21 protein-coding genes and 1 tRNA gene are annotated in these 20727 nt (G+C 69.0%); 12 read left to right on the top strand and 10 right to left on the bottom strand.

Going from position 1 to position 20727, the window contains the following annotated elements; translation table 11 throughout:
* The first annotated feature begins 89 nt into the window (after positions 1–89).
* The 5 genes from ACWDSJ_RS03915 to ACWDSJ_RS03935 are packed head-to-tail and all read left to right on the top strand — an operon-like array spanning position 90 to position 3627.
* Complete coding sequence (locus ACWDSJ_RS03915) at positions 90–1088, top strand: ATP-binding cassette domain-containing protein (RefSeq protein ID WP_387359191.1); 999 nt, start codon at positions 90–92, stop codon at positions 1086–1088.
* Positions 1085–1924 carry an ABC transporter permease gene (locus ACWDSJ_RS03920; protein WP_387358499.1) on the top strand — a complete coding sequence of 280 codons (840 nt, stop codon included), beginning with the start codon at positions 1085–1087 and terminating at the stop codon, positions 1922–1924. The genes ACWDSJ_RS03915 and ACWDSJ_RS03920 overlap by 4 nt, the downstream gene beginning before the upstream one ends.
* A 55-nt stretch (positions 1925–1979) precedes the next feature.
* Positions 1980–2177 (top strand): hypothetical protein, encoded by a 198-nt coding sequence (locus tag ACWDSJ_RS03925; protein WP_450029127.1) that lies wholly within the window; start codon positions 1980–1982, stop codon positions 2175–2177.
* 36 nt (positions 2178–2213) lie between these two features.
* The gene (locus tag ACWDSJ_RS03930) at positions 2214–2741 is read left to right on the top strand and encodes a peptidylprolyl isomerase (protein ID WP_387358503.1); all 528 of its coding nucleotides are present in this window, start codon (positions 2214–2216) and stop codon (positions 2739–2741) included.
* 13 nt (positions 2742–2754) lie between these two features.
* A complete protein-coding gene (locus ACWDSJ_RS03935; protein ID WP_450029128.1) occupies positions 2755–3627 on the top strand; it encodes a rhomboid family intramembrane serine protease in 873 nt (290 codons plus the stop codon).
* Positions 3628–3634: 7 nt separating this feature from the next.
* Here the strand turns inward: ACWDSJ_RS03935 and ACWDSJ_RS03940 are convergent, their stop codons facing one another.
* Together ACWDSJ_RS03940 and crgA are read right to left on the bottom strand one after the other, a co-directional pair.
* Positions 3635–4081, bottom strand: coding sequence for a PH domain-containing protein (locus tag ACWDSJ_RS03940; protein WP_450029129.1), 447 nt, complete (start codon positions 4079–4081; stop codon positions 3635–3637).
* Between the two features lie 87 nt (positions 4082–4168).
* A complete protein-coding gene (gene crgA, locus ACWDSJ_RS03945) occupies positions 4169–4432 on the bottom strand; it encodes a cell division protein CrgA (RefSeq protein WP_387358510.1) in 264 nt (87 codons plus the stop codon).
* Positions 4433–4595: 163 nt separating this feature from the next.
* Between crgA and ACWDSJ_RS03950 the strand changes: the two genes are divergently transcribed.
* From ACWDSJ_RS03950 to ACWDSJ_RS03960, 3 genes are read left to right on the top strand one after another with little or no spacing between them, the layout of a single operon-like run.
* Positions 4596–5234 (top strand): aminodeoxychorismate/anthranilate synthase component II, encoded by a 639-nt coding sequence (locus tag ACWDSJ_RS03950; protein WP_387358512.1) that lies wholly within the window; start codon positions 4596–4598, stop codon positions 5232–5234.
* Positions 5235–5257: 23 nt separating this feature from the next.
* A complete protein-coding gene (locus ACWDSJ_RS03955) occupies positions 5258–5941 on the top strand; it encodes a RibD family protein (protein ID WP_450029130.1) in 684 nt (227 codons plus the stop codon).
* Complete coding sequence (locus ACWDSJ_RS03960; RefSeq protein ID WP_450029131.1) at positions 5938–6384, top strand: dCMP deaminase; 447 nt, start codon at positions 5938–5940, stop codon at positions 6382–6384. The genes ACWDSJ_RS03955 and ACWDSJ_RS03960 overlap by 4 nt, the downstream gene beginning before the upstream one ends.
* 2 nt (positions 6385–6386) lie before the next feature.
* Here ACWDSJ_RS03960 and pknB read toward each other — a convergent pair whose 3' ends face one another.
* From pknB to ACWDSJ_RS03995, 7 genes are all read right to left on the bottom strand, one after another.
* The gene (gene pknB, locus ACWDSJ_RS03965; protein WP_450029132.1) at positions 6387–8297 is read right to left on the bottom strand and encodes a Stk1 family PASTA domain-containing Ser/Thr kinase; all 1911 of its coding nucleotides are present in this window, start codon (positions 8295–8297) and stop codon (positions 6387–6389) included.
* Positions 8294–9799, bottom strand: a complete 1506-nt coding sequence (locus tag ACWDSJ_RS03970) for a protein kinase domain-containing protein (RefSeq protein WP_450029133.1) — start codon at positions 9797–9799, stop codon at positions 8294–8296. Before ACWDSJ_RS03970 ends, pknB begins: the two co-directional genes overlap by 4 nt.
* A 36-nt stretch (positions 9800–9835) precedes the next feature.
* Positions 9836–11302, bottom strand: coding sequence for a peptidoglycan D,D-transpeptidase FtsI family protein (locus ACWDSJ_RS03975; protein WP_387358522.1), 1467 nt, complete (start codon positions 11300–11302; stop codon positions 9836–9838).
* Positions 11299–12768, bottom strand: coding sequence for an FtsW/RodA/SpoVE family cell cycle protein (locus tag ACWDSJ_RS03980; protein WP_450029134.1), 1470 nt, complete (start codon positions 12766–12768; stop codon positions 11299–11301). Before ACWDSJ_RS03980 ends, ACWDSJ_RS03975 begins: the two co-directional genes overlap by 4 nt.
* Complete coding sequence (locus tag ACWDSJ_RS03985) at positions 12768–14213, bottom strand: PP2C family protein-serine/threonine phosphatase (RefSeq protein WP_450029135.1); 1446 nt, start codon at positions 14211–14213, stop codon at positions 12768–12770. Before ACWDSJ_RS03985 ends, ACWDSJ_RS03980 begins: the two co-directional genes overlap by 1 nt.
* Positions 14210–14677, bottom strand: coding sequence for an FHA domain-containing protein FhaB/FipA (locus ACWDSJ_RS03990; RefSeq protein WP_387358528.1), 468 nt, complete (start codon positions 14675–14677; stop codon positions 14210–14212). Before ACWDSJ_RS03990 ends, ACWDSJ_RS03985 begins: the two co-directional genes overlap by 4 nt.
* Before the next feature lie 189 nt (positions 14678–14866).
* Complete coding sequence (locus tag ACWDSJ_RS03995; RefSeq protein ID WP_450029136.1) at positions 14867–16207, bottom strand: FhaA domain-containing protein; 1341 nt, start codon at positions 16205–16207, stop codon at positions 14867–14869.
* A 215-nt stretch (positions 16208–16422) separates the two neighbouring features.
* On the opposite strand from ACWDSJ_RS03995, the gene ACWDSJ_RS04000 reads away from it, so the two are divergent.
* Positions 16423–16508 (top strand) — tRNA-Leu (locus tag ACWDSJ_RS04000).
* A gap of 81 nt (positions 16509–16589) precedes the next feature.
* Here the strand turns inward: ACWDSJ_RS04000 and ACWDSJ_RS04005 are convergent.
* A complete protein-coding gene (locus ACWDSJ_RS04005; RefSeq protein ID WP_450029137.1) occupies positions 16590–17276 on the bottom strand; it encodes a cupin domain-containing protein in 687 nt (228 codons plus the stop codon).
* 318 nt (positions 17277–17594) lie between these two features.
* Here ACWDSJ_RS04005 and ACWDSJ_RS04010 point away from each other — a divergent pair, with 318 nt between their 5' ends.
* The 3 genes from ACWDSJ_RS04010 to ACWDSJ_RS04020 are packed head-to-tail and all read left to right on the top strand — an operon-like array spanning position 17595 to position 20727.
* Positions 17595–18398, top strand: coding sequence for a hypothetical protein (locus tag ACWDSJ_RS04010; RefSeq protein WP_450029138.1), 804 nt, complete (start codon positions 17595–17597; stop codon positions 18396–18398).
* Positions 18286–19491, top strand: coding sequence for an adenosylhomocysteinase (locus ACWDSJ_RS04015; protein WP_450029431.1), 1206 nt, complete (start codon positions 18286–18288; stop codon positions 19489–19491). The genes ACWDSJ_RS04010 and ACWDSJ_RS04015 overlap by 113 nt, the downstream gene beginning before the upstream one ends.
* A gap of 18 nt (positions 19492–19509) precedes the next feature.
* Complete coding sequence (locus tag ACWDSJ_RS04020) at positions 19510–20727, top strand: amidohydrolase family protein (protein WP_450029139.1); 1218 nt, start codon at positions 19510–19512, stop codon at positions 20725–20727.

The raw sequence follows: 20727 nt of genomic DNA on the forward strand, positions 1-20727 counted from the left end.
CGAGTGAACTTGTCGGTGCCCTCCGCAATACTGACCCCCGAGTGGCCCGGCTCACGTCCATCATCCATATCGAACGGCAGGTACAGCTCATGCCCGACGCCATCATCGCCGAGGGACTGACCAAGCATTACGGCCGTCTGGTCGCCCTCGACGGTCTCGACCTGACGGTGCCCGAGGGCACGGTCACCGCGCTGCTGGGTCCCAACGGGGCCGGGAAGACCACCACCGTCCGGGTGCTGACCACGCTGCTCATGCCCGACGCGGGCCGCGCGGAGGTCGCCGGGATCGACGTGTTGCGCGAACCGCAGCGGTTGCGCGCGCACATCGGCGCCTCGGGTCAGTACGCCGCGGTCGACGAATATCTCACCGGCTTCGAGAACCTCGAGATGGTCGGCCGGCTCTACCACCTCGGCGTGCAACGCAGTAAACAGCGGGCCCGCGAGCTGCTCGACCGGTTCCGCCTGGCCGACGCCGCGGACCGGCCCGTGCGCGGCTACTCCGGCGGTATGCGGCGGCGGCTCGACCTCGCGGGCGCGCTGGTGGCCAATCCGCCGGTGCTGTTCCTCGACGAGCCGACCACCGGCCTGGACCCGCGGGCCCGGATGGATCTGTGGGACGTCATCGAGGAACTGGTGGCGGGCGGCACCACGCTGCTGCTCACCACGCAGTACATGGAGGAGGCCGACCGGCTCGCCGACGCCATCGCGGTCATCGACCACGGCCGGGTCATCGCGCGCGGCACCGCCGACGAGCTCAAGTCCCTGGTCGGCGGCGACCGCATCGAACTCACCGTCGACCACGTCGACAGCCTGGGCGCGGCGCAACAGGCGCTGGCGAGTCTCGCTGTGGGCGAGATCCACCTCGAACCGGGCCTGCGCCGCATCATCGTCCCGGTCGACGACGGCTCCCAGGCCCTGGTCGACGCGATCGGCCGGCTCACCGCGCACCGGGTGGGCATCCACGACGTCGGCCTGCGGCGGCCCTCGCTGGACGACGTCTTCCTCACCCTCACCGGGCACGAGGCCGAGGAGCCGTCCGGGGTCGACGAATCCGAACTGCAGAAGGCCACCGAGGGAGAAGCCCGATGAGCACCGCGACCCTGGCCGACCGGCCCTCGTTCACCGAACGCGTGGGCATGCTGGTGTCGGACAGCCTCACGATCACCAAGCGCAATGTCATCAAGATCCGGCGGGTGCCCGACGTGCTGATCTTCTCGACGCTGTCGCCGATCATGTTCGTGCTGTTGTTCGCCTACATCTTCGGGTCGGCGATCAAACTCGAGGGCACCTCCTACCGGGAGTTCCTGATCGCCGGAATCTTCGCGCAGACTTCTGTTTTCGGTGCCACCTTCACCGGTTCCAGCCTGGCCGAGGATATGCAGAAGGGCATCATCGACCGGTTCCGGTCGCTGCCGATGGCCCCGGCCGCGGTGCTGATCGGCCGCACGGTCGCCGACGTGGCGATCAATGTGGTGAGCCTGGTGGTGATGTCGGTGACCGGGCTGCTGGTGGGCTGGCGGATCCGCGGGTCGTTCGCCGACGCCGTGCTCGGCTACGTGCTGTTGCTGCTGTTCGCCTACGCGGTGTCGTGGCTGATGGCCGTGGTCGGACTGCTCGTGCGCACGCCGGAGGTGTTCAACAACGCCAGCTTCATGGTGATCTTCCCGCTCACCTTCATCGCCAACACCTTCGTGCCGAGCGATACGCTGCCCGGCCCGTTGCGGGCGTTCGCGGAATGGAATCCGGTCTCGGCGGTCACCCAGGCGACCCGCGAGCTGTTCGGCAACACCAGCGCGCTGGCGCCGCCGCCGGACGTCTGGTCGATGCGGCATCCGGTGGCGACCACGCTGATCTGGGTGGTGGCGATCCTGGTGGTGTTCGTGCCGCTGTCGCTGCGTCAGTTCAAGCGGACGGTCAGCCGATGAGGCACGCCGACCTGCGCTTACTGCGGGCGGCGGCGGCCTGTGCCAAAGTGGTCGCATGTCGAAGGGGAGCCCACGGGAATCCGGCCGGTTGCGCAACCGGCTCATCATCGCCGTCGTCGTCGCGCTCGCGGGTGGGGCCGCCTGGCTGGTGGCCAACCGCCGTCCGCAACTCCCGCAACCGGCCGCCGAGCCGCCCCGGCTGGGCTACTCGACCAACGGATCGGCCCCGCACGGTGCGGTCCACGTGCCGTAGCGCCGGGTCGGCGCGGGTGCATGGCACGATGTTGCGGTGACTGCACCGAATCAGACGGCCGTGGCGACCCTGCACACCAGCCTCGGCGAAATCGCGATCGCGCTCTTCGGTAACCACGCCCCGAAAACGGTACGCAACTTCATCGGCCTGGCCGACGGTTCCGCGCCGTACACCACGAAGAACGCGTCGGGCGGCGACTCGGGTCCGTTCTTCGACGGGGTCGAGTTCCACCGCGTGATGGAGGGTTTCATGATTCAGACCGGTGACCCGACGGGTACCGGCCGCGGTGGACCCGGCTACCAGTTCGGCGACGAGTTCCATCCGGAGCTGCGCTTCGACCGGGCCTATCTGGTGGGTATGGCCAACGCCGGGAAGGGAACCAACGGGTCGCAGTTCTTCATCACGGTGAGTCCGCAGCCGCATCTGAACCGCAAGCACACCATCTTCGGCGAGGTGGTCGATCCGGACTCCCGCAAGGTCGTCGACGCCATCGCCGCCGCGCCGACCGACCGCAACGATCGGCCCAAGGAGCCGATCGTCATCTCCACCGTCACGATCAGTTGAGCGAGACCCACTGGTGAATCCGCAGCCGCCCGCACCGACCTGTTATCGCCATCCCGACCGCGTCACCGGTCTGGGCTGCACCCGGTGCGGGCGGCCGGCCTGTCCGGACTGCCTGCGGTCGGCGGCGGTCGGCCAGCACTGCGTGGACTGCGTCCGGCAGGCCGAGGGGCAGGTGCGACCGGTGCGGACCGTCGCCGGGGCCGTCGCGCCCACTCGGCCGACGCCGGTGGTGACCTACGCGCTGATCGCGCTCAATGTCGCGGTCTTCGCGCTCACCGCGGCGCAGGCGGGCAGCCTGCTGGACAACGATCTGTCCCCGATCTTCCGGGACTGGACGCTGATCCCGCCGCTGGTCGGGCACGGCGAGTGGTTGCGGGTGTTGACCGCCGGGTTCCTGCACTTCGGGCCGGTGCATCTGTTGATCAACATGTTCGCCCTGTACGTGCTCGGCCGCGACACCGAGACGGTGCTCGGGCGGACCCGGTACGTGGCGGTGTATCTGGTGTCGCTGCTGGGCGGTTCGGCCGCGGCGCTCGCGCTCGCTCCGGCGCTCAGTTCCACCGCGGGCGCGTCGGGCGCGATCTACGGGTTGTTCGGGGCGATGACCGTGATCCTGTTGCGGCTGCGGCAGTCTCCGGTGCAGATGCTGGTGCTGATCGCGATCAACCTGTTCATCAGCGTGTCGCTGCCGGGCATCTCGCTGTGGGGACATCTCGGCGGGCTCGCGGCGGGCACCGCGGCCACCGCGGGAATCCTGTTCGCGCCGCAGTGGTTACAAGCCCGGTCGCCGGAGTCCGCCCGCGCGATCGGCTGGGCGGCCGTGGCGGCGGTCGCGGTCGTGACGCTCGTGGTGATCGTCGCGGCGGGAGTGCAACGGGCGCTGTGAGATTCGGCTAGGGCACCAGGCCGTGGGCGCGCATGGCGTCGAGCACGTCCTCGGGATGGGCGCCCAGATCCCAGCGGCCGAAGATGAGCAGCCGCTCGTCGCCGTGCTGGTCGACGTCGAGTTCCAGATTCGGCACCTTGCGGCCCAACCGGCGGAAACCCACGACCCGGGCGCGCAGGATGCGCTGCGGCGGATATTCGGCCGGGCCGGTCAGTCCGCGCACGATCAGCAGCGGCGGATCGCCGGGAACGATGCGCAGCCGCGGCCGCTGCCGCAGGCCCAGGGCGGTGAGGCCGAGCAGCAGCACCGCCGCCAGGCCGATCAACAAACGGCTCGGCCCGTCGCTGGCGAGGACCGCGGCCACGATCAGCGCGACACCCCCGACGCCCGCCGCGGCGAGCGCGGCCGGGGGAGTGGACCATTCGAGCCGGGACTCGGGTTCGGCTGCCGTCACGGTCCCCAATCACTCCTCGAGTTGTCCACAGGGTCATCCACAGGTGTGCATGAATGACACAGGTGTCAGGTCAGCGCGGGATCCGCGTCACCGCCACCGCATGGTCATGATCAGGCCGACGACCATCAGACCGAAGCCGATCAGGAAGTTCCAGGCGTTGAGATCGCTCATCCACTGGATGTGATCGGCGCCCAGGTAGTACACCAGCAGCCAGGCCAGCCCGGCGAGCATGAAGCCGAGCATGACGGCGACGTACCAGACCGGCGACGGACCGCCCTTGACCTTGACGGGGGTACGGCTGGCCGGGTTGATCGTGTAATCGGTCTTCTTGCGGACCTTCGACTTGGGCATGACGTCCTCGTGTTGGCGTACGGGTCTTCCGGCGGGGGCGCGGGGCCGGGGTCTGCCTAAAGGCTATCCCAGCTGCGCCGACGGATGCGGCCCGGACCGTTGTCACGAGGGTCGCCGGGTATTCCCCGCGACGGCGTGTCGGGGTGGCACGTACCCTCGAACCATGCGTGTTCTGGTCGTCGACAACTACGACAGCTTCGTGTTCAACCTGGTGCAGTACCTGGGACAACTGGGCGCCGAGGCGACCGTGTGGCGCAACGACGATCCGAATCTCGCGAACGTCGACGACGTCGTCACCGAGTTCGACGGCCTGCTCATCAGCCCCGGCCCCGGCACCCCCGATCGGGCGGGCGCCAGCATCGAGCTGGTCCGCGCGTGCGCCCGGCGGCGGACGCCGCTGCTCGGCGTGTGCCTGGGGCATCAGGCGATCGGCGCGGCGTTCGGCGGCACGGTGACCCGCGCGCCGGAACTGCTGCACGGCAAGACCAGTTCGGTCTTCCATCTCGGCTCGGGCGTGCTCGCGGGTCTGCCGGATCCGTTCACGGCCACCCGCTACCACTCGCTGACCGTGCTCCCGGAGACGCTGCCCGCCGAGATCGAGGTCGTCGGGCACACCGAGAGCGGGATCGTGATGGCCCTGCGGCACCGCGAACTGCCCATCCACGGCGTGCAGTTCCATCCCGAGTCGGTGCTCACCCAGGGCGGGCACCGGATGCTCGCCAACTGGCTCGAGGTGTGCGGCGAGCGACCCGCCGAGGGGCTGATCGAGCGGCTCGAGGCGGAGGTCGCCGCGCTGGTGTGAGCGCGTCGTGCTGTGATCGACGCATGAGCCGACCGTATGTGCTGTTGTCGGCGGCGGTCAGCGTCGACGGCTATCTCGACGACGCCGCGCCGGAACGGCTGCTGCTGTCCAATCCCGCGGACTTCGATCGGGTGGACGCCGTGCGCGCGGACTCCGACGCGATCCTGGTCGGCGCGCAGACGCTGCGGCGCGACGATCCGCGGCTGCTGGTCCGCGCCGCCGAACGCCGGGCCGCCCGCGTCGCGGCCGGGAAACCGGAGCATCCGCTCAAGGTCACCGTCACCGCGTCGGGCGCGCTCGACCCCGGCCTGCGGTTCTGGCAGCACGGCGATCGGAAGTTGGTGTACACCACCGATATCGGCGCGCGGCGGCTCGGCGCGTCGCTGCCCGATTCGGCCGAGGTCGTAAGCCTCGGCGAGACAGTCGACTTCGCCGCGCTGCTCGACGATCTCGGCGCGCGCGGCGTGCGGCGGCTCATGGTCGAGGGCGGCGGTCGCGTGCACACCGAATTCCTGGCCGCGGGCCTGGCCGACGAACTGTGCCTGGCCATCGCGCCCATTCTGGTCGGCGATCCGGCCGCGCCGCGCTTCCTGCGTCCGGCCGCGTTCCCCGGCGGATCCGGGCGCAGAATGACATTGGCGGACGTCACCCGCGTCGGCGATATCGCGCTGCTGCGCTACCTGACAACGAACGGAACCCCACCGTGACCGATCGATTCTGGATGCACCACGCCATCGGCCTGGCCCGGCTGTGCCCGCCCAGCGAGACGGCCTTCTCGGTCGGGTCGGTCGTCGTCGACGCGCGCGATGTCGAACTGGCACACGGCTTCTCGCGCGACACCGACGCCAAGGTGCACGCCGAGGAGTCGGCGCTGAACAAACTCGGCGACGACCCGCGCCTGATGACCGCCACCCTCTACAGCACCCTCGAACCCTGTTCGCGCCGCGCGTCGCCCGACCGCCTCCCCTGCACCGAACGCATTCTCGCCGCGGGCATTCCGCGCGTGGTCATCGCCTGGCGGGAGCCGGGCACCTTCGTCGAGAACTGCGTCGGCGTCGAGCGCCTGCGCGAACGCGGCGTCGAGGTCGTCGAACTCACCGATCTGGCCGAGGAGGCCATGTCGATGAACCGCCACCTGCGCCTGAGCTGAGCTCAGGGCGGGCCGAGCGGCAGCACGCCCACCCAGATGTTGATCGTGCCGTTCTTCGGGTACTGGACGCCGGGCGCGGGCTGCTGGTTGACCACCTTGCCGACGCTGTTCGCGTCGAGGGTGGTCTGGTTGTTCTGCGTCACCTGGGCCATCGATCCGGTCCAGCCCTGGGCGCGCAGCGCGTCCACCGCCTGCGAGGCGCTCATCCCGCGCAGATCCGGCATCGGGAACTTGTCGCTGGTGGCGACCTGCACGGTGATGGTCGAACCCTTGTCGGCGTCGGAGCCGCCGGGCGGATCGGTGGCGAGCACCTCGCCGTCCGGGCGGGTCGAGGGCACCTTCTTGATCACGACCTTGAAGCCCGTGGACTTCTCCAGATTGGGCTGGGCCACATCGATCTGCTGACCCACCACATCGGGAACGCGGACCTGTTCGGGGCCCTTGCCGAGGGTGATGCTGACCGCGCTGTCCATGTCGACCTTGGATCCGGCGGGCGGATTGGTCGTGACGACCTTGTCCTTGTCCTCGATGCTGGACCAGTCGCGGTTGATCTGTCCGTCCAGCCGCAGGCCCTGGGCCTTGAGTTTCTCCTCGGCCTGCTGCTGGGTGAGCTGGGCCAGCTGCGGCACCTGGACCGGCTGCGGTCCGGTGGACACCTGGACGGTGACCGTGCTGCCCTTGGGCGCGCGCGAACCGCCGAGCGGCTGGGTGGAGATCACATTGCCGACGGCGATCTTGCTGTCGGCCTTCTGCTGGATGGCGACCGCGAAGCCCGCCTTCTGGAGTTCGTCCTGCGCCTGGGCCGCGGGCTTGTTGGACAGATCGGGGATGGCCGTCTGCTCCGGTCCCGCCCCCGGGCCGAACACCCAGAACAACGCCGCGATCGCCGCGACCACGACGGCCGCGAGCACCCCGAGCAGCACCGCGCGGCGCGAACCGCCGGGTTCGGCGGGGGGCTGTTCGGCGGTGTCGTCGGCACCCTCGACCGTGCGGTAGCGGCGCGGCGGGGAGTCGATGCTGCCGAGGATGGTGGTGCGGTCCTCCTCGGTCATGACCATGGGCGCCTGCGGTTTCTGACCGCCCAGCACCCGGATCAGGTCGGCGCGCATCTCGGCCGCGGTCTGGTACCGGTTGGCCGGATTCTTGCTCATCGCCTTGAGGACGACCGAATCCAGTTCGCGCGGCACGCCCGGATGCACGTGCGAGGGCAGCTTGGGGTCCTCGCGCACGTGCTGGTAGGCGACGGCGACGGGGGAGTCGCCGGTGAACGGCGGCTCGCCGGTGAGGATCTCGTAGAGCACGCAGCCGACCGAGTACACGTCGGAGCGGGCGTCGACCTGCTCGCCGCGGGCCTGCTCGGGCGAAAGGTATTGCGCCGTACCGATCACCGCGGCGGTCTGGGTCATCGGATTGGAGCTGTCGGCGATCGCGCGCGCGATGCCGAAGTCCATCACCTTCACCGCGCCCTGCCGGTTGATCATGATGTTGGCCGGCTTCATGTCGCGGTGCACGATGCCGTTCTTGTGGCTGAAATCCAGTGCGGCGCAGACGTCGGCGATGATCTCCATCGCCCGCCGCGGCGGCAGCGGACCCTTGCCGCGCACGATGTCACGCAGCGTCTCGCCGTCGACGTACTCCATCACGATGTAGGGCAGCGGGCCGCCGTCGACCTCGGCCTCACCGGTGTCGTACACCGCCACGATCGCGGGATGGTTCAGCGCCGCCGCGTTCTGCGCCTCCCGCTTGAAGCGCAGGTAGAAGGTGGGGTCGCGGGCGAGGTCCGCGCGCAGCACCTTGATCGCCACATCCCGGCCCAGCCGCAGATCGCGCGCCTTGTGGACCTCGGACATGCCTCCGAATCCGATGATCTCGCCCAGTTCGTAGCGAGAAGACAGATTCTTCGGGGTCGTCATGGCAGTCCTTGCGATGGAGTGGCCGGAGTGCTGCTGTCGGTGCTGGTGCCGGTACCGCTGGTGTCGCTGTCGTTGAAGTTACCGTGTACGCCGCCGAGGCCGGGAATCCCCGGAACCTGCGGTGTCCGTGCGGTTGTCGTGGACTGGCGGGTGGTCCGGGTCGGGGTGGTGGTCGGCGGCGGTGGCGTGGTGGTGCTCGGCGGCGGGGTGGTCGTCGTCGTGGGCGCCTCGGTGGTGGGGCGGGCCGGCGGCGGGGCCACCTCGGTGGTGGGTTCCTCGTACGTCGTGGTGGTCCGCGACGGCGGCGGGGTCGTGGTCGTGGTGACGACGACGGTCGGCTTGTTCACCGTCGGCGTCGATTCCGGCGGCTTCCCGCTCAGCAGCACCCACGCGGCCAGGCCGCCGAGCACCACCGCGCCGACGCCGAGTCCGGCCAGCGCCTTCTGGGTGCCGGTCCAGCCCGACCGGTCGTCCGCGGGCGGCACCGTGCGCGGGCCGCCGGACATGGCCGAGGTCGGACCGACCCGTTGTGCCTGTGTCGCACCGGGATTCGCGGCCGCGTAGCGGTCGTATTCGCCGCGCGGCAGCACCGCGGTCGGCCCGACGGCGGGCGGCAGCACCCGGGCGGCGCCGGTGCCGGGCGTGCCGCCACCGCGCGGCGGCGGGGGACGGCGACCCGAGCGCACCGCCGCGACCGCGTCGGCGAACTCGCCGCCGCTGCGGTACCGGCGGCTCGGATCCTTGGTCATCGTGATCTCGATGAGCTCGCGCACATTCGGCGGCAGATCGGCGGGCATCGGCGGCGGCGCCTCGCGGACGTGCTTCATCGCCACGGTCAGCGCGCCGTCGCCGCTGAACGGCCGATGCCCGGCCAGCGCCTCGTAGCCCACCACGCCGAGGGAGTACACGTCGCTGGCCGCGGTGGCGTCCTCGCCGGTGGCCTGTTCCGGGGCGATGTACTGGGCGGTGCCCATCACCATGCCGGTCTTGGTGACCGGGGAGGCGTCGACCGCCTTGGCGATGCCGAAGTCGGTGATCTTCACCTGACCGGTCGGCGTCACCAGGATGTTGCCGGGCTTCACGTCGCGGTGCACCACGCCCGCCGCGTGCGCGACCTCGAGGGCGCGGCCGGTCTGCTCGAGCATGTCCAGACCCTGCGCGACCGAGAGCCGCCCGAGCCGGTTGAGCACGGCGTTGAGCGGTTCGCCCTGCACCAATTCCATGACCAGATAGGCGGTTTCGCCGCCCTGGGCGTCGAAGGTCTCGCCGTAGTCGTAGATGCCCGCGATGCCCGGGTGGTTGAGCTGCGCGGTGGTCTTGGCCTCGGTGCGGAACCGGTGCCGGAAGGTCGGGTCGGCCGAGAATTCGGCCTTGAGCACCTTCACCGCGACCCGGCGGTCCAACCGGGTGTCGAGCGCCTCCCACACCTGACCCATGCCGCCGGTGGCGATCAGTCGGTGCAGTCGGTACCGGTCCGCGATCAACGCACCGTTGTTCAGCATTGCAGCCCCCGTAGGGTGTTCAGCGGGTTCATGAGGTCAGCCCCCCTGCATTCCGGCGTCGAGCACCGACCGCGCGATCGGCGCCGCGACCGAGGCGCCCGTGGCCGCGGTGCCGCGATCGCCGCCGTTCTCGACGATGACCGCGATCGCGATCTTCGGGTTCTGGGCCGGCGCGAAGGCGATGTACCACCCGTGCGGCGGTGTGTTGCGCGGATCGCTGCCGTGCTCGGCGGTGCCGGTCTTCGACGCGATCTGATACGGCCGGGCGTCGGTGCCGCCGACCGTGTGCTTCTCCGATTCGATCATCATCGCCGTCAGCTGCGAGGCCACCGGGGCGCTCACCGCCTGACCGACCGAAACCGGTTTGCTGCGCGACAATTCGCTCAGGTCGGGGCCCTGCAACTGGTCCACCAGATGCGGTTCCATCCGCACGCCGCCGTTGGCGACCGTGGCCGCGATGACCGCGTCGTCGAGCGGGGTCAGCGCGACATCGCGCTGACCGATGCTGGTCTGGGCCAGTGCGGCCGTGTCCGGGATGGTCCCGACGGTGCTGTCCGCCACGGGAATCGGAATACCCGAATGACTGCCGATCCCGAACGCCGCCGCCTCGTCCTTGAGTTTGGCCGCGCCCACCCGCATCCCGATCTCGGCGAACGCGGTGTTGCAGGACAGCCGGAACGCCTCCAGCATGGTCGCGGTCGCGCCGCCGCCGCAGGTGGTGCCGTTGTAGTTCTCCAGCGTGGTGGCGGTGCCCGGCAGGGTGATGTTCGGGGCCGCGGTGAACTGGTCGTCGGTCTTCACGCCCTGGGCCAGCGCGGCCGCGGCGACCACGACCTTGAACGTCGACCCGGGCGGATACGTCTGCGACACAGCGCGATTGAGCATCGGCTGTTTGGTGTCGGCGGACAGCTGCTCCCACGCCTGGGTGCTCTTGGCGCCGTCGTGGCCGGACAGCTGGTTCGGATCGTAGCTCGGGGTGGACACCATGGTGAGGATGCGGCCGGTGCTCGGCTCGATCGCGACCACCGAACCGGTATAGCCCTTACTGGTCAGCTGCTGGTAGGCGACCTGTTGCATGACCGGATTGATCGTGGTCACCACATTGCCGCCGCGCGGATCGCGCCCGGACACCAGATCGATCAGCCGTCGCCCGAACAGCTGACTGTCCGATCCGTTGAGCACCGAATCCTCGGCCCGCTCCAATCCGGTGCTGCCGTACTGCATCGAGTAGAAACCGGTCACCGGCGCGTACGCGGCCGGGTCGGTCGGGTAGGTGCGCAGGTACTTGTACCGGTCGTCGGTGGCGATCGAACTCGCCAGAACCGCTCCGCCCGCGGAGATCTGGCCGCGCTGGCGGGAGTACTCGTCGAGCAGCACCCGCGAGTTGCGCGGATCGTTGCGCAGGCTGTCGGCCTTGATCACCTGCACATACGTGGCATTGAGCAGCAGCGCGACGATCATGAGCATGACGGCCATGGCGACGCGGCGCAGCGGTGTGTTCATACCGTTTCCCCCTTCGCCGGGTTGATCATCGCCGTGGGTGCCTCGGCGATCGGCGCCGGTTCCCGTTTCCGGATCGGCGCGGGTGCGCGGGCCGCGTCGGAGATCTTGACCAGCAGCGCCAGCAGGGCGTAGTTCGCCAGCAGCGACGACCCGCCGTAGGACACGAACGGGGTGGTCAGCCCCGTCAGCGGAATCAGTTTGGTGACCCCGCCGACGACCACGAAGACCTGCACCGCCAGCGTGAACGACAATCCCGCCGCGAGCAACTTACCGAAGCTGTCGCGCACCGCCAGCGCCGTGCGCAACCCGCGCAGCACCAGCACCGTGAACAGCAGCAGCACGGCCGTCAGCCCGATCAGCCCGAGTTCCTCGCCGATGGTCGCGACGATGAAATCGGTCTTGGCGAACGGCACCTGCGAGGGCCGTCCGCTGCCCAGTCCGGTTCCCGCCAGCCCGCCGGTCGCGAGCCCGAACAGCGATTTCGAGATCTGGTAGCCGGTGTTGTTGTAGTCGGCGAACGGATGCAGCCAGGTCGACACCCGCACCCGCACATGCCCGAAGGCGTTGTAGGCGAACACGAATCCGACGGCCAGCAGCGCCGCGCCGACCAGCAGCCAGCCCACCCGCTCGGTGGCGATGTAGAGCAGCGCGAGCACGGTCGCGAAGATCAGCAGCGAGGTGCCCAGATCCTTCTCGAACACCAGCACGCCGACGCACAGGATCCACACCGCCACGATCGGGCCGAGGTCGCGCGCCCGCGGCAGCTCCAGCCCGAACACGTGCTTGCCCGCCGCGGTGAACAGATCCCGCTTGGACACCAGCACCGCGGCGAAGAACACGATCAGCGCGATCTTGGCGAATTCGCCCGGCTGCACGCTGAATCCCGGTAATCGCACCCAGATCTTGGCACCGTTGGTCTCCGAATACGCCGCGGGCAGCAGGGCGGGCACCACCAGGGCGACCAGTCCGAGCAGGCCGAGGGTGTAGCCGTAGCGGGCCAGCGTGCGGTAGTCGCGCAGCAGCACCAGCACCGCGATGAACACCACGATGCCCAGCGCGGTCCACAGCACCTGATCGTCGGCGTTCGCGCTCGGCATCGGCCACGAGTTGTAGGCCGCGGTCTGCTCGTCGGCCAGATCCAGGCGATGGATCAGCACCAGCCCGAGGCCGTTGAGCACGGCCACGATCGGCAGCAGCAGCGGATCGGCGAACGGCGCGAACCGCCGCACGGCCAGATGCGCGACGGCGAACAGCGCCAGATACGCGACCGCCAGCGTGGCCAGATCCCACGAAATCCGTTGATCCTGACTGGCTTCCACCAACACCAGCGCGACCGTGATGAGAATCACCGCCGCCGCCAGCAGCAACAGTTCCATATTGCGGCGGGTCGAGGGCGGGGGCGCGGGCGCGAATCCACCGGGCGGACTCGGAAAGGCCCCGGCGGACGGCGGTGCCGGTGCGGACATCAGTCCGCCTTCCTGCAGTTCTCCCCCGGGGTCTGCGCGGCGGGCGATTGCGACGTCGACGGCTGCTGGGCGGGGTTGTTCGTCGGCGTGGGCGCCGCCGAGGACGGCGCCGGATTCGCCGGGGGCTCGGCGGGATTGTTCGACGGCGGCACGACCGGCGGGATCACCGGCGGCGCGGGCGGGACGCACACGGGCAGCAGTTCGGTGCTGGTCAGCGTCTCGAGCTGGCGGCGCGCGTCGTCGAATCCGCCGGGCGGCAGGCCGTTGGAGATCTTGTCCCGGCCGGTCTGGCGCAGGTCGGCGACCTCGAGGCGCTGGCAGCCGCTGGGGAAGCCCGCGCCGGGCCGCATCAGGGTCAGCTTGCCCTCGCGCGTCACGCACGCCTGCTGATCCACGTCGCGGATCGAATAGCCCAGCACCGAACCGGGCAGCCCGCGCATGATCACGACGGTGCCGTTGTCGGCGCCGACGTAGTAGTTGCCGCGAATCATCTTGTAGCCCACCACGAGTCCCACCGCGACGGCCGCGACCAGGGCCAGCGACAGGACGATCCAGCGCAGCCGGTGACTCTTGCCGGGTTCGGGCGGGTCGGGGGTGACCGCGGCGCGGCGGGGCGCGCTGCGCGGCGGGCGCATGGCCGCGGCCCGCCCCGCGGCGGTGTTGGGCGGCGGGGTGTCCTCGTCCTCACCGGAGGCCGCGCCCGCGACGATGGGATGGCTCTGGCCGTAGTCGAGATCGATGACGTCGGCGACGACCACGGTCACGTTGTCGGGACCGCCACTGCGCAAGGCCAATTCGATGAGCCGGTCGGCGGCCTCGTCGGTGTTGCCCTCCCGCAACGTGTTCGCGATGGTCTCGTCGCTGACCACATCGGAGAGACCGTCCGAGCACAGCATGTAGCGGTCGCCCGCGCGGGCCTCGCGCACGATCAGCGTGGGCTCGATCTCGTTGCCGGTCAACGCCCGCATGATCAGCGAACGCTGCGGATGGGTGTGCGCCTGCTCGGGCGTGATGCGGCCCTCGTCGACCAGCGACTGCACGAAGGTGTCGTCGCGGGTGATCTGGGTGAGTTCGTCGGCGCGCAGCAGGTAGGCGCGGGAGTCGCCGATGTGGGCGAGGCCGAGTTTGCGGCCCGCGAACAGGATGGCGGTGAGCGTGGTGCCCATCCCGTCCAGTTCGGGCTCCTCCTCGACCTGATCGGCGATGGCCGCATTGCCCTCGCGCACAGCGCGATCCAGTTTGCCGAGCAGATCGTCGCCGGGCTCGTCGTCGTCGAGATGCGCGAGCGCGGCGATCATCAACTGGGAGGCCACCTCGCCCGCGGCGTGCCCGCCCATGCCGTCGGCGAGGGCGAGCAGTCGCGCGCCGGCGTAGACGGAGTCCTCGTTGTTGGCCCGGACGAGACCGCGGTCGCTGCGCGCTGCGTAGCGGAGAACAAGTGTCACGATCGCAGCTCGATCACTGTCTTGCCGACACGGACAGGGGTGCCGAGCGGAACTCGGACCGGCGTGGTGACCTTCGCTCGATCGAGGTAGGTCCCGTTGGTGGAGCCCAGATCCTCGACGTACCAGTCGTCGCCGCGCTGGGACAGCCGCGCGTGCCGGGTCGAGGCGTAGTCGTCTGTGAGCACCAGCGTGGAGTCGTCAGCACGCCCGATGAGCACCGGCTGGGTGCCGAGCGTGATGCGAGTGCCGGCGAGTGAACCCTGAGTCACCACTAGATATTTGGCGCCCTTCTGGCCACGGCTGAAGGATGGCAGCACCGCGGAACCGCGCGCGGCCCGGGGCTGGATCCGGATGCCGGATGCCGCGTAGATGTCGCTTCGCAGGGTGCGGAGCACCGCCCAGACGAACAGCCACAACAGCAGCAGGAAGCCCGCACGGGTCAGTTGCAGGATCAGTCCCTGCACGGCGCTCCACCTCCTGTTCGACCGGTGCCGTAGGTACGGATCTGCCCCGCGACCGGCGTGCTGGGTCAGCACGGCCCGGCCGCCGAGCGATGTTGGCAGCATCATAGGGCCGACGACCGGTCGCGAGCACGATACGGCCGACGAAACCGACGGGCCGTCCCGCGACCCTGCACGCGCGAGCTTACGGGATCAGACGATCCGGATCAGGATCTCCGAATGTCCGGCGCGGATGACATCACCGTCGGCGAGCTGCCAATCCTGGACCGGCGAACCGTTGACCAGCGTTCCGTTGGTGGAACCGAGGTCCGACAGCATGGCCACCTGACCGTCCCAGCGCACCTCGATGTGACGGCGCGAGACGCCGGTGTCCGGGAGCCGGAAGTGCGCGTCCTGGCCGCGCCCGATGATGTTGCTGCCCTCGCGCAGCTGGTAGGTCCGGCCGCTGCCGTCGTCGAGCTGGAGGGTGGCCGAGTAGCCCGACCCGCTGCGCGGGGGCTGCTGCGCCGGGGCGGGCTGACCGTATCCGGCCGGCTGCTGGCCGTAACCCTGATCGGCGTACCCCTGGTCCGCGTAGCCCTGCTGCGCGTACCCCTGATCGGCGTAGCCCTGTTCGTAGCCGGGTGCCTGATAGGCCTGACCCTGCTGGTAGCCCTGGTCGTACCCGCCCGGGGTCTGGGCGTAGCCCTGTTGGCCGTACCCCTGGTCCGCGTACCCCTGTTCGGCGTAGCCCTGCTGCCCGTACCCCTGGTCGGCGTAACCGCCCTGTTCGTACCCCTGCTGGCCGTACCCCTGTTCGTAACCCGGCTGGGCGTACCCCTGGTCGGCGTAGCCCTGCTGGCCGTAGCCGCCCTGGTCGTAACCCTGCTGGCCGTAAGCCGCGCCACCCTGCTGGTAGTCGTACCCGTTCTGGTAGTCGTAGCCCTGCTGCGCGTCCGGCGCGGCGTAGTCCGCGGGGTACTGGCCGCCGCGACCGTAGTCGTCGCGATAACCGCCCTGCGGGGCACGACCCGCGGGCGGCGGTGCGTACCCGCGATTGCGTGGATCGGACTCCGCGGGCTCGCGGCTGGGGTCGTAGCCTGAGTTCTGCGTCATGGGGCCAGCTCCTGGTTGCGGGTGCGCGGTTCGTTGTCGGGGTCGTCCAGGGCTCGCGCGGCCCACGTCCGGGTCCACCCGGCCGCGCGTCCTGAACTGTCCGGTGTGCAGCGTAGGGGATGCCTCGAACTCGACGTGTACTTCGCCGTAGGTCTGCCATCCCTGCTCGCGGATGTAGTCCTGCAAATGTTTGGCGAAGGCCTTGGTGGTGAGTTCGTGATCGGCATCGAGTTGCCGCAGGTCCGAGGGGTTGATGGTGATCACGTAGCTGTTGGGAGCCAGCAGGTGCCCGCCGTCGAGTTCGGTGACCTGATCGGCCGCCTCGCGGTGCAGCGCCGCCTCCACCTCCTGGGGGACGACACTGCCGCCGAACACGCGGGCGAAGGCATCACCGACGGCACCCTGCAGGCGGCGTTCGAAGCGCGACACGATGCCCATCTCGGCCTCCCTTCGGTGCGCGTTCCTCGACTGTCACCATTCCGCGACACGCCAAATGGGCGTGTCGTCGAATGGACACGGTGATTGCATGATATCCACGATCCTCCACACCTGTAACTCTCGGCGCTCCCGCCGAGTTCCCTTACCCCGTCGAGCCGGGTGACCAGCCGATTTCATTCCGGCATCGCCCCCGTGATACGGTCTTCCAGTCGCTCGGGCGAGTGGCGGAATGGCAGACGCGCTGGCTTCAGGTGCCAGTGTCCTTCGGGACGTGGGGGTTCAAGTCCCCCTTCGCCCACCACGGTAACAAGGTCGGGCGGTTCCCTCGGGAACCGCCCGACTTTTCTGTGTCCATGATCGCGTGCGCCGCGAGGGCCGAACCTCAGAGCAGTTCGTAGTCGTCGTTGTCGAATCCCGGTGAGGCGATGCACGCGATCAGGGTCTCCGCCGGATACGCCGGTTCGGCGGCCATCCATGTTCCGCCGCGAACGAGAATGTGCAGCGCCTGGCCCGCGTCGAGGTCCGGGCCGAGCAGCCGCGCGTCCGGATCCGCCGCGGGCCGCTCCGCATTGCCCGCGGTCAGGAAGCGCAGGGTGCCGCCGCGCTGCCAGAGCCAGAGTTCATCGGCGGCGAGGCGGTGCCAGCGCGACCGGTCGCCCGCCCCCAGCACGTAGTGCAGCGCGGTGCTCGTCGGCCTGGTCCCGGGGAAGCCGTCCGGCCGGGCGCTCGCCGACGAGGTCCAGATCGACTGCGCCCAGCCGCCTTCGACATGCGGCACCAGATCCAGCCGCTCGGCGAGCGCGGGCCGCGACAACACCTCCCGGAACTCCTTGTCCAGCGATTGCTGGAGAAATCTGATCCGCGGCGCGAGGCGGTGGTGTGATTCCACGACGACAATCGGTTCGGAGACCTCCGAATAATTCTCGTTCGCATAGGCGAGCGCCTCGACATCATTTCGCACCCGCGGAAAGGAATCTATTTCATCGGGCCGTTTCTTCCATTCGCCGTAGGGCAGCACACTGAGCATGATCCGACCGTCCTCCGCCTCGGGGATGCGTGACCCTCTCATCGTCCCACGGATTGCCGATCTCGAAGATACCGGGCGGAACTCGGTTGCGGTGTGATGGACCGGGCTTCGAGTGCAGACTTCGGCCATCGAGCCGTACCGACGGGGGTGCCGGGCCCGGCCGAAAGTTGCCGGATAGTTGTTGAATTACTTCCATCCTCTCATTAGGCTGAAATACACGGGTTCAGCAGGGCAGCCCATCGAGTCCGGAGTCCGACTCATTCATCGCCGCGGGCGCAAGCCGCTGTCGGCCGATCGGCGTTTGTCATTACCCGCCCGGATCCAGTTCACGGAGGCCGCGCGGGTATTCAGGAGGCCCCGATGTCGTCTACCGCCTTTCTTCTGGACACGATGAAGCGCGTCGCCGGGGTGATGAAAGCCGCCGATATAGATTTCGCGCTCGCCGGTAGCTTGGCCTCCTACGCGCGCGGCGGCTGGTCCGAACCGCACGACGTCGATTTCGTTGTGCTGGAAACGGATCTACCGCGGGTGGAGGCCGCGCTCGCCGCCGCCGGTCTGCGCGTGGTCCACCCGCCGGAGGATTGGCTCATCAAGGCGTTCGACGACGACGCCGGGCCGGGCCCGTGCATGGTCGATTTCCTGTTCCGCCCGACCGGGCTGCCGGTCACCGCCGAAATGCTGGCCCGCGCCGACCCGTTGCTCGTGGAATCCGTGGTGATGCCGGTTCTCGCCGCCACCGATCTGCTCGTCCTGAAATTGTTGTCGCTCAGCGAGCAGCATTGCGATTTCGGCCCGCTCCTTCGTCTTTCGCGCCCGTTGCGCGAGCAGGTCGACTGGGACGAGGTGAGCGCGGCGACCCGCCATTCCCCGTTCGCCCGCGGGTTCGTCGGCCTGCTGAACGAACTCGATATCGCCTCGATTCCAGGGGAAGCAGAAGAATCCGTTCAGATCGATGTTCAGAGCCGGTGCCCCGGCGGAAGGAATCCGGATGACCACGAGGGAAGCGCGCGCGGAGAAGAAGGTGGCGTGGACACAGGAACGGATGCCGCTCATGCGGGAGTGCCGCGCCCGATTCGCGGCGGAACGACCGTTGCGGGGCTGGCGGGTGGCCGCGGACCTGCACCTGATCGCAACATCGGTCCCGCTGCTGCTCGCCTTGACTGACGCGGGCGCCGACGTGACGATGTGCGGCTCGAGTCCCATGTCCACCGACGACGATATCGTGCGCTGGCTCGGAAACCACTCCGAGATCCGCGTTCTCGGCTCGCCCGATGATGATTCGAGCGGCTCGGAGGAACACCAGCGGGAAACGCTGCGCTGCCGCCCCCAGCTGATCATCGACGAGGCGGACGCGCTGATCGGTCTCGTCTACGACGAATTCTCGCAATTGATCGACGGGATTCGGGCGGCGTCGGTGCACACCCTCACCGGGGTGCTGCGGCTGCGCAGCATGGCCGAACGCGGTCGCCTCCGTTTCCCGGTTCTGGGCGTGGACGGAACGCCCATCAAACAGGTCTTCGACAATCGGATCGGCACCGGGCAGAGCACGGTCGACGCACTCCAGCGGACCACCAATTTCTGCCTGCCCGGACATTGTTGCGTGGTGGCCGGATACGGATTCGTCGGCCGTGGCGTGGCCGAGCGAATACGGGCCCTCGGCGGCGATGTCATCGTCACCGAGACCGATCCGCTGCGCGCCCTCGACGCGGTGATGGACGGCTTCCGTCTGCTGCCGATGACGGAGGCGGCCGAACTCGGAGAGCTGTTCGTCACGGCGACCGGAACCACGAAGATCATCACCGAGGCCGCGCTCACCCGAATGCGCGACGGCGTCGTGCTGGCCAACGCCGGGCACAGTCCGAACGAGATCGATACCGAGGCGCTGCGGACGCTGTCGGTTTCCGCCATTCCCTTCCTGCCGATGGTCACCCAGTACCGCGATCGCACCGGCCGGCGACGCTACCTGCTGTGCGACGGGCATCCCATCAATACCTCCGCCGCCGCCGGTCATCCGCCCGAATTGATGGATATCAGCTTCGCCGCCCAGGCCGCGGGGATCCGATATCTCGCCGAGAATTACGAAAGGCTCGAGAACGACGTGTACGAATTACCGCGGGATCTACAACAGGAGATCGCCCGCGACAAGCTGGCGACAATGGGCCTGCGAATCGACGAGAACACCGCCGAACAAGACCGCTATCTCCGCCAGGTGAGCAGGGAAAGCGACGCGGTATTCGACGCCACCGAGCAGGTCTGAACGGGGGAGGCGAGCCGAGTGTTCGAGAACGACGAGGCGCTCACCATTCGCGCCGACGCCTGGTGGGACGGCACGTCCGCGATCCGCCCGCACCCCGTCGCGGTGACGGTGGACCGCGGCACCATCGTGCGCATCGAGGAATCACCCGACGATCGGGGGGAGCGCGCGAATCACGTTGTGCTGCAAGGGCGGACGTTGCTGCCCGGCTTCATCGACTGCCATGTGCACCTGGTCGACGAGCAATTCGATCTGCAACCGGTCGAAATGCAGACGCTGCGCTCCCTGTCGGCGATGCGGACGCTGCTGCACTCCGGATTCACCACCGCCCGCGATCTCGGCGGCCGCGGCGGGATCAATGTCGCTCTGCGGGATGCCGTCGACGATGGGCTGATCGACGGGCCGAGGCTGTTCGTCGCGCCGAATATCCTGTCCCCGCCCGGGGGACACGGGGACAAGAAACCGGCCGTCGCGACCGCCTACGGCCGGGATGTGGGCACGTTGGCCAGCGGAGTCGAGGCCATCGAACTCCGCGTTCGCCAGCAGGTTCGGCTGGGGGCGGATTGGATCAAATTCGCGGCGAGCGGCGGCTTCACCTCGTCCGTCGACAAGCCGACCGCCACCAGCTATACGCAACGGGAGATGACCGCACTGGTCGCCGCGGCCACCGATATGGGTCGGCCGGTCGCCGCCCACGCTTTCAACAGCACGTCCGTGCGGCGGGCCATCGAGGCCCGAGTCCGCGGCGTCGAGCACGCGGGACTCATCGATGCCGCCACGCTGTCGCTCATCGAGGAAAGCGGTGTGTACCTGATACCGACCCTGTTCGTGCAGCGCTATTTCATCGAGAAGATCGATGACGACGGTTTCTGGCCCGATCCGCGCCTGCGGGACAAATTCCGCGAGTACGCGCCCGCCATGCGGGCGGCGGCGGAAGGAATCGGCGCGAGCGCCGCCACGATCGTCTTCGGCACGGATGCGGGAATGTTCCCGCACGCGCAGAATTGGCGCGAATTCGAAACCATGATCGACGTGGGCATCGATCCGTACCGGGCGCTGCGCTCGGCGACCAGCGTCGCCGCCGATCTGCTGGGCCGGCCCGATCTCGGCCGGATACGGGTCGGGGCCACCGCGGATCTCATCGCCTGCCCGGGCAATCCCGTGACAGATATCAAAGTACTGGGGCGAGTGGATTTCGTGATGCAGAACGGAATTATTCGCCGATCACCGAATGGTTGA

The sequence above is a fragment of the Nocardia sp. NPDC003482 genome (genome assembly GCF_053588115.1).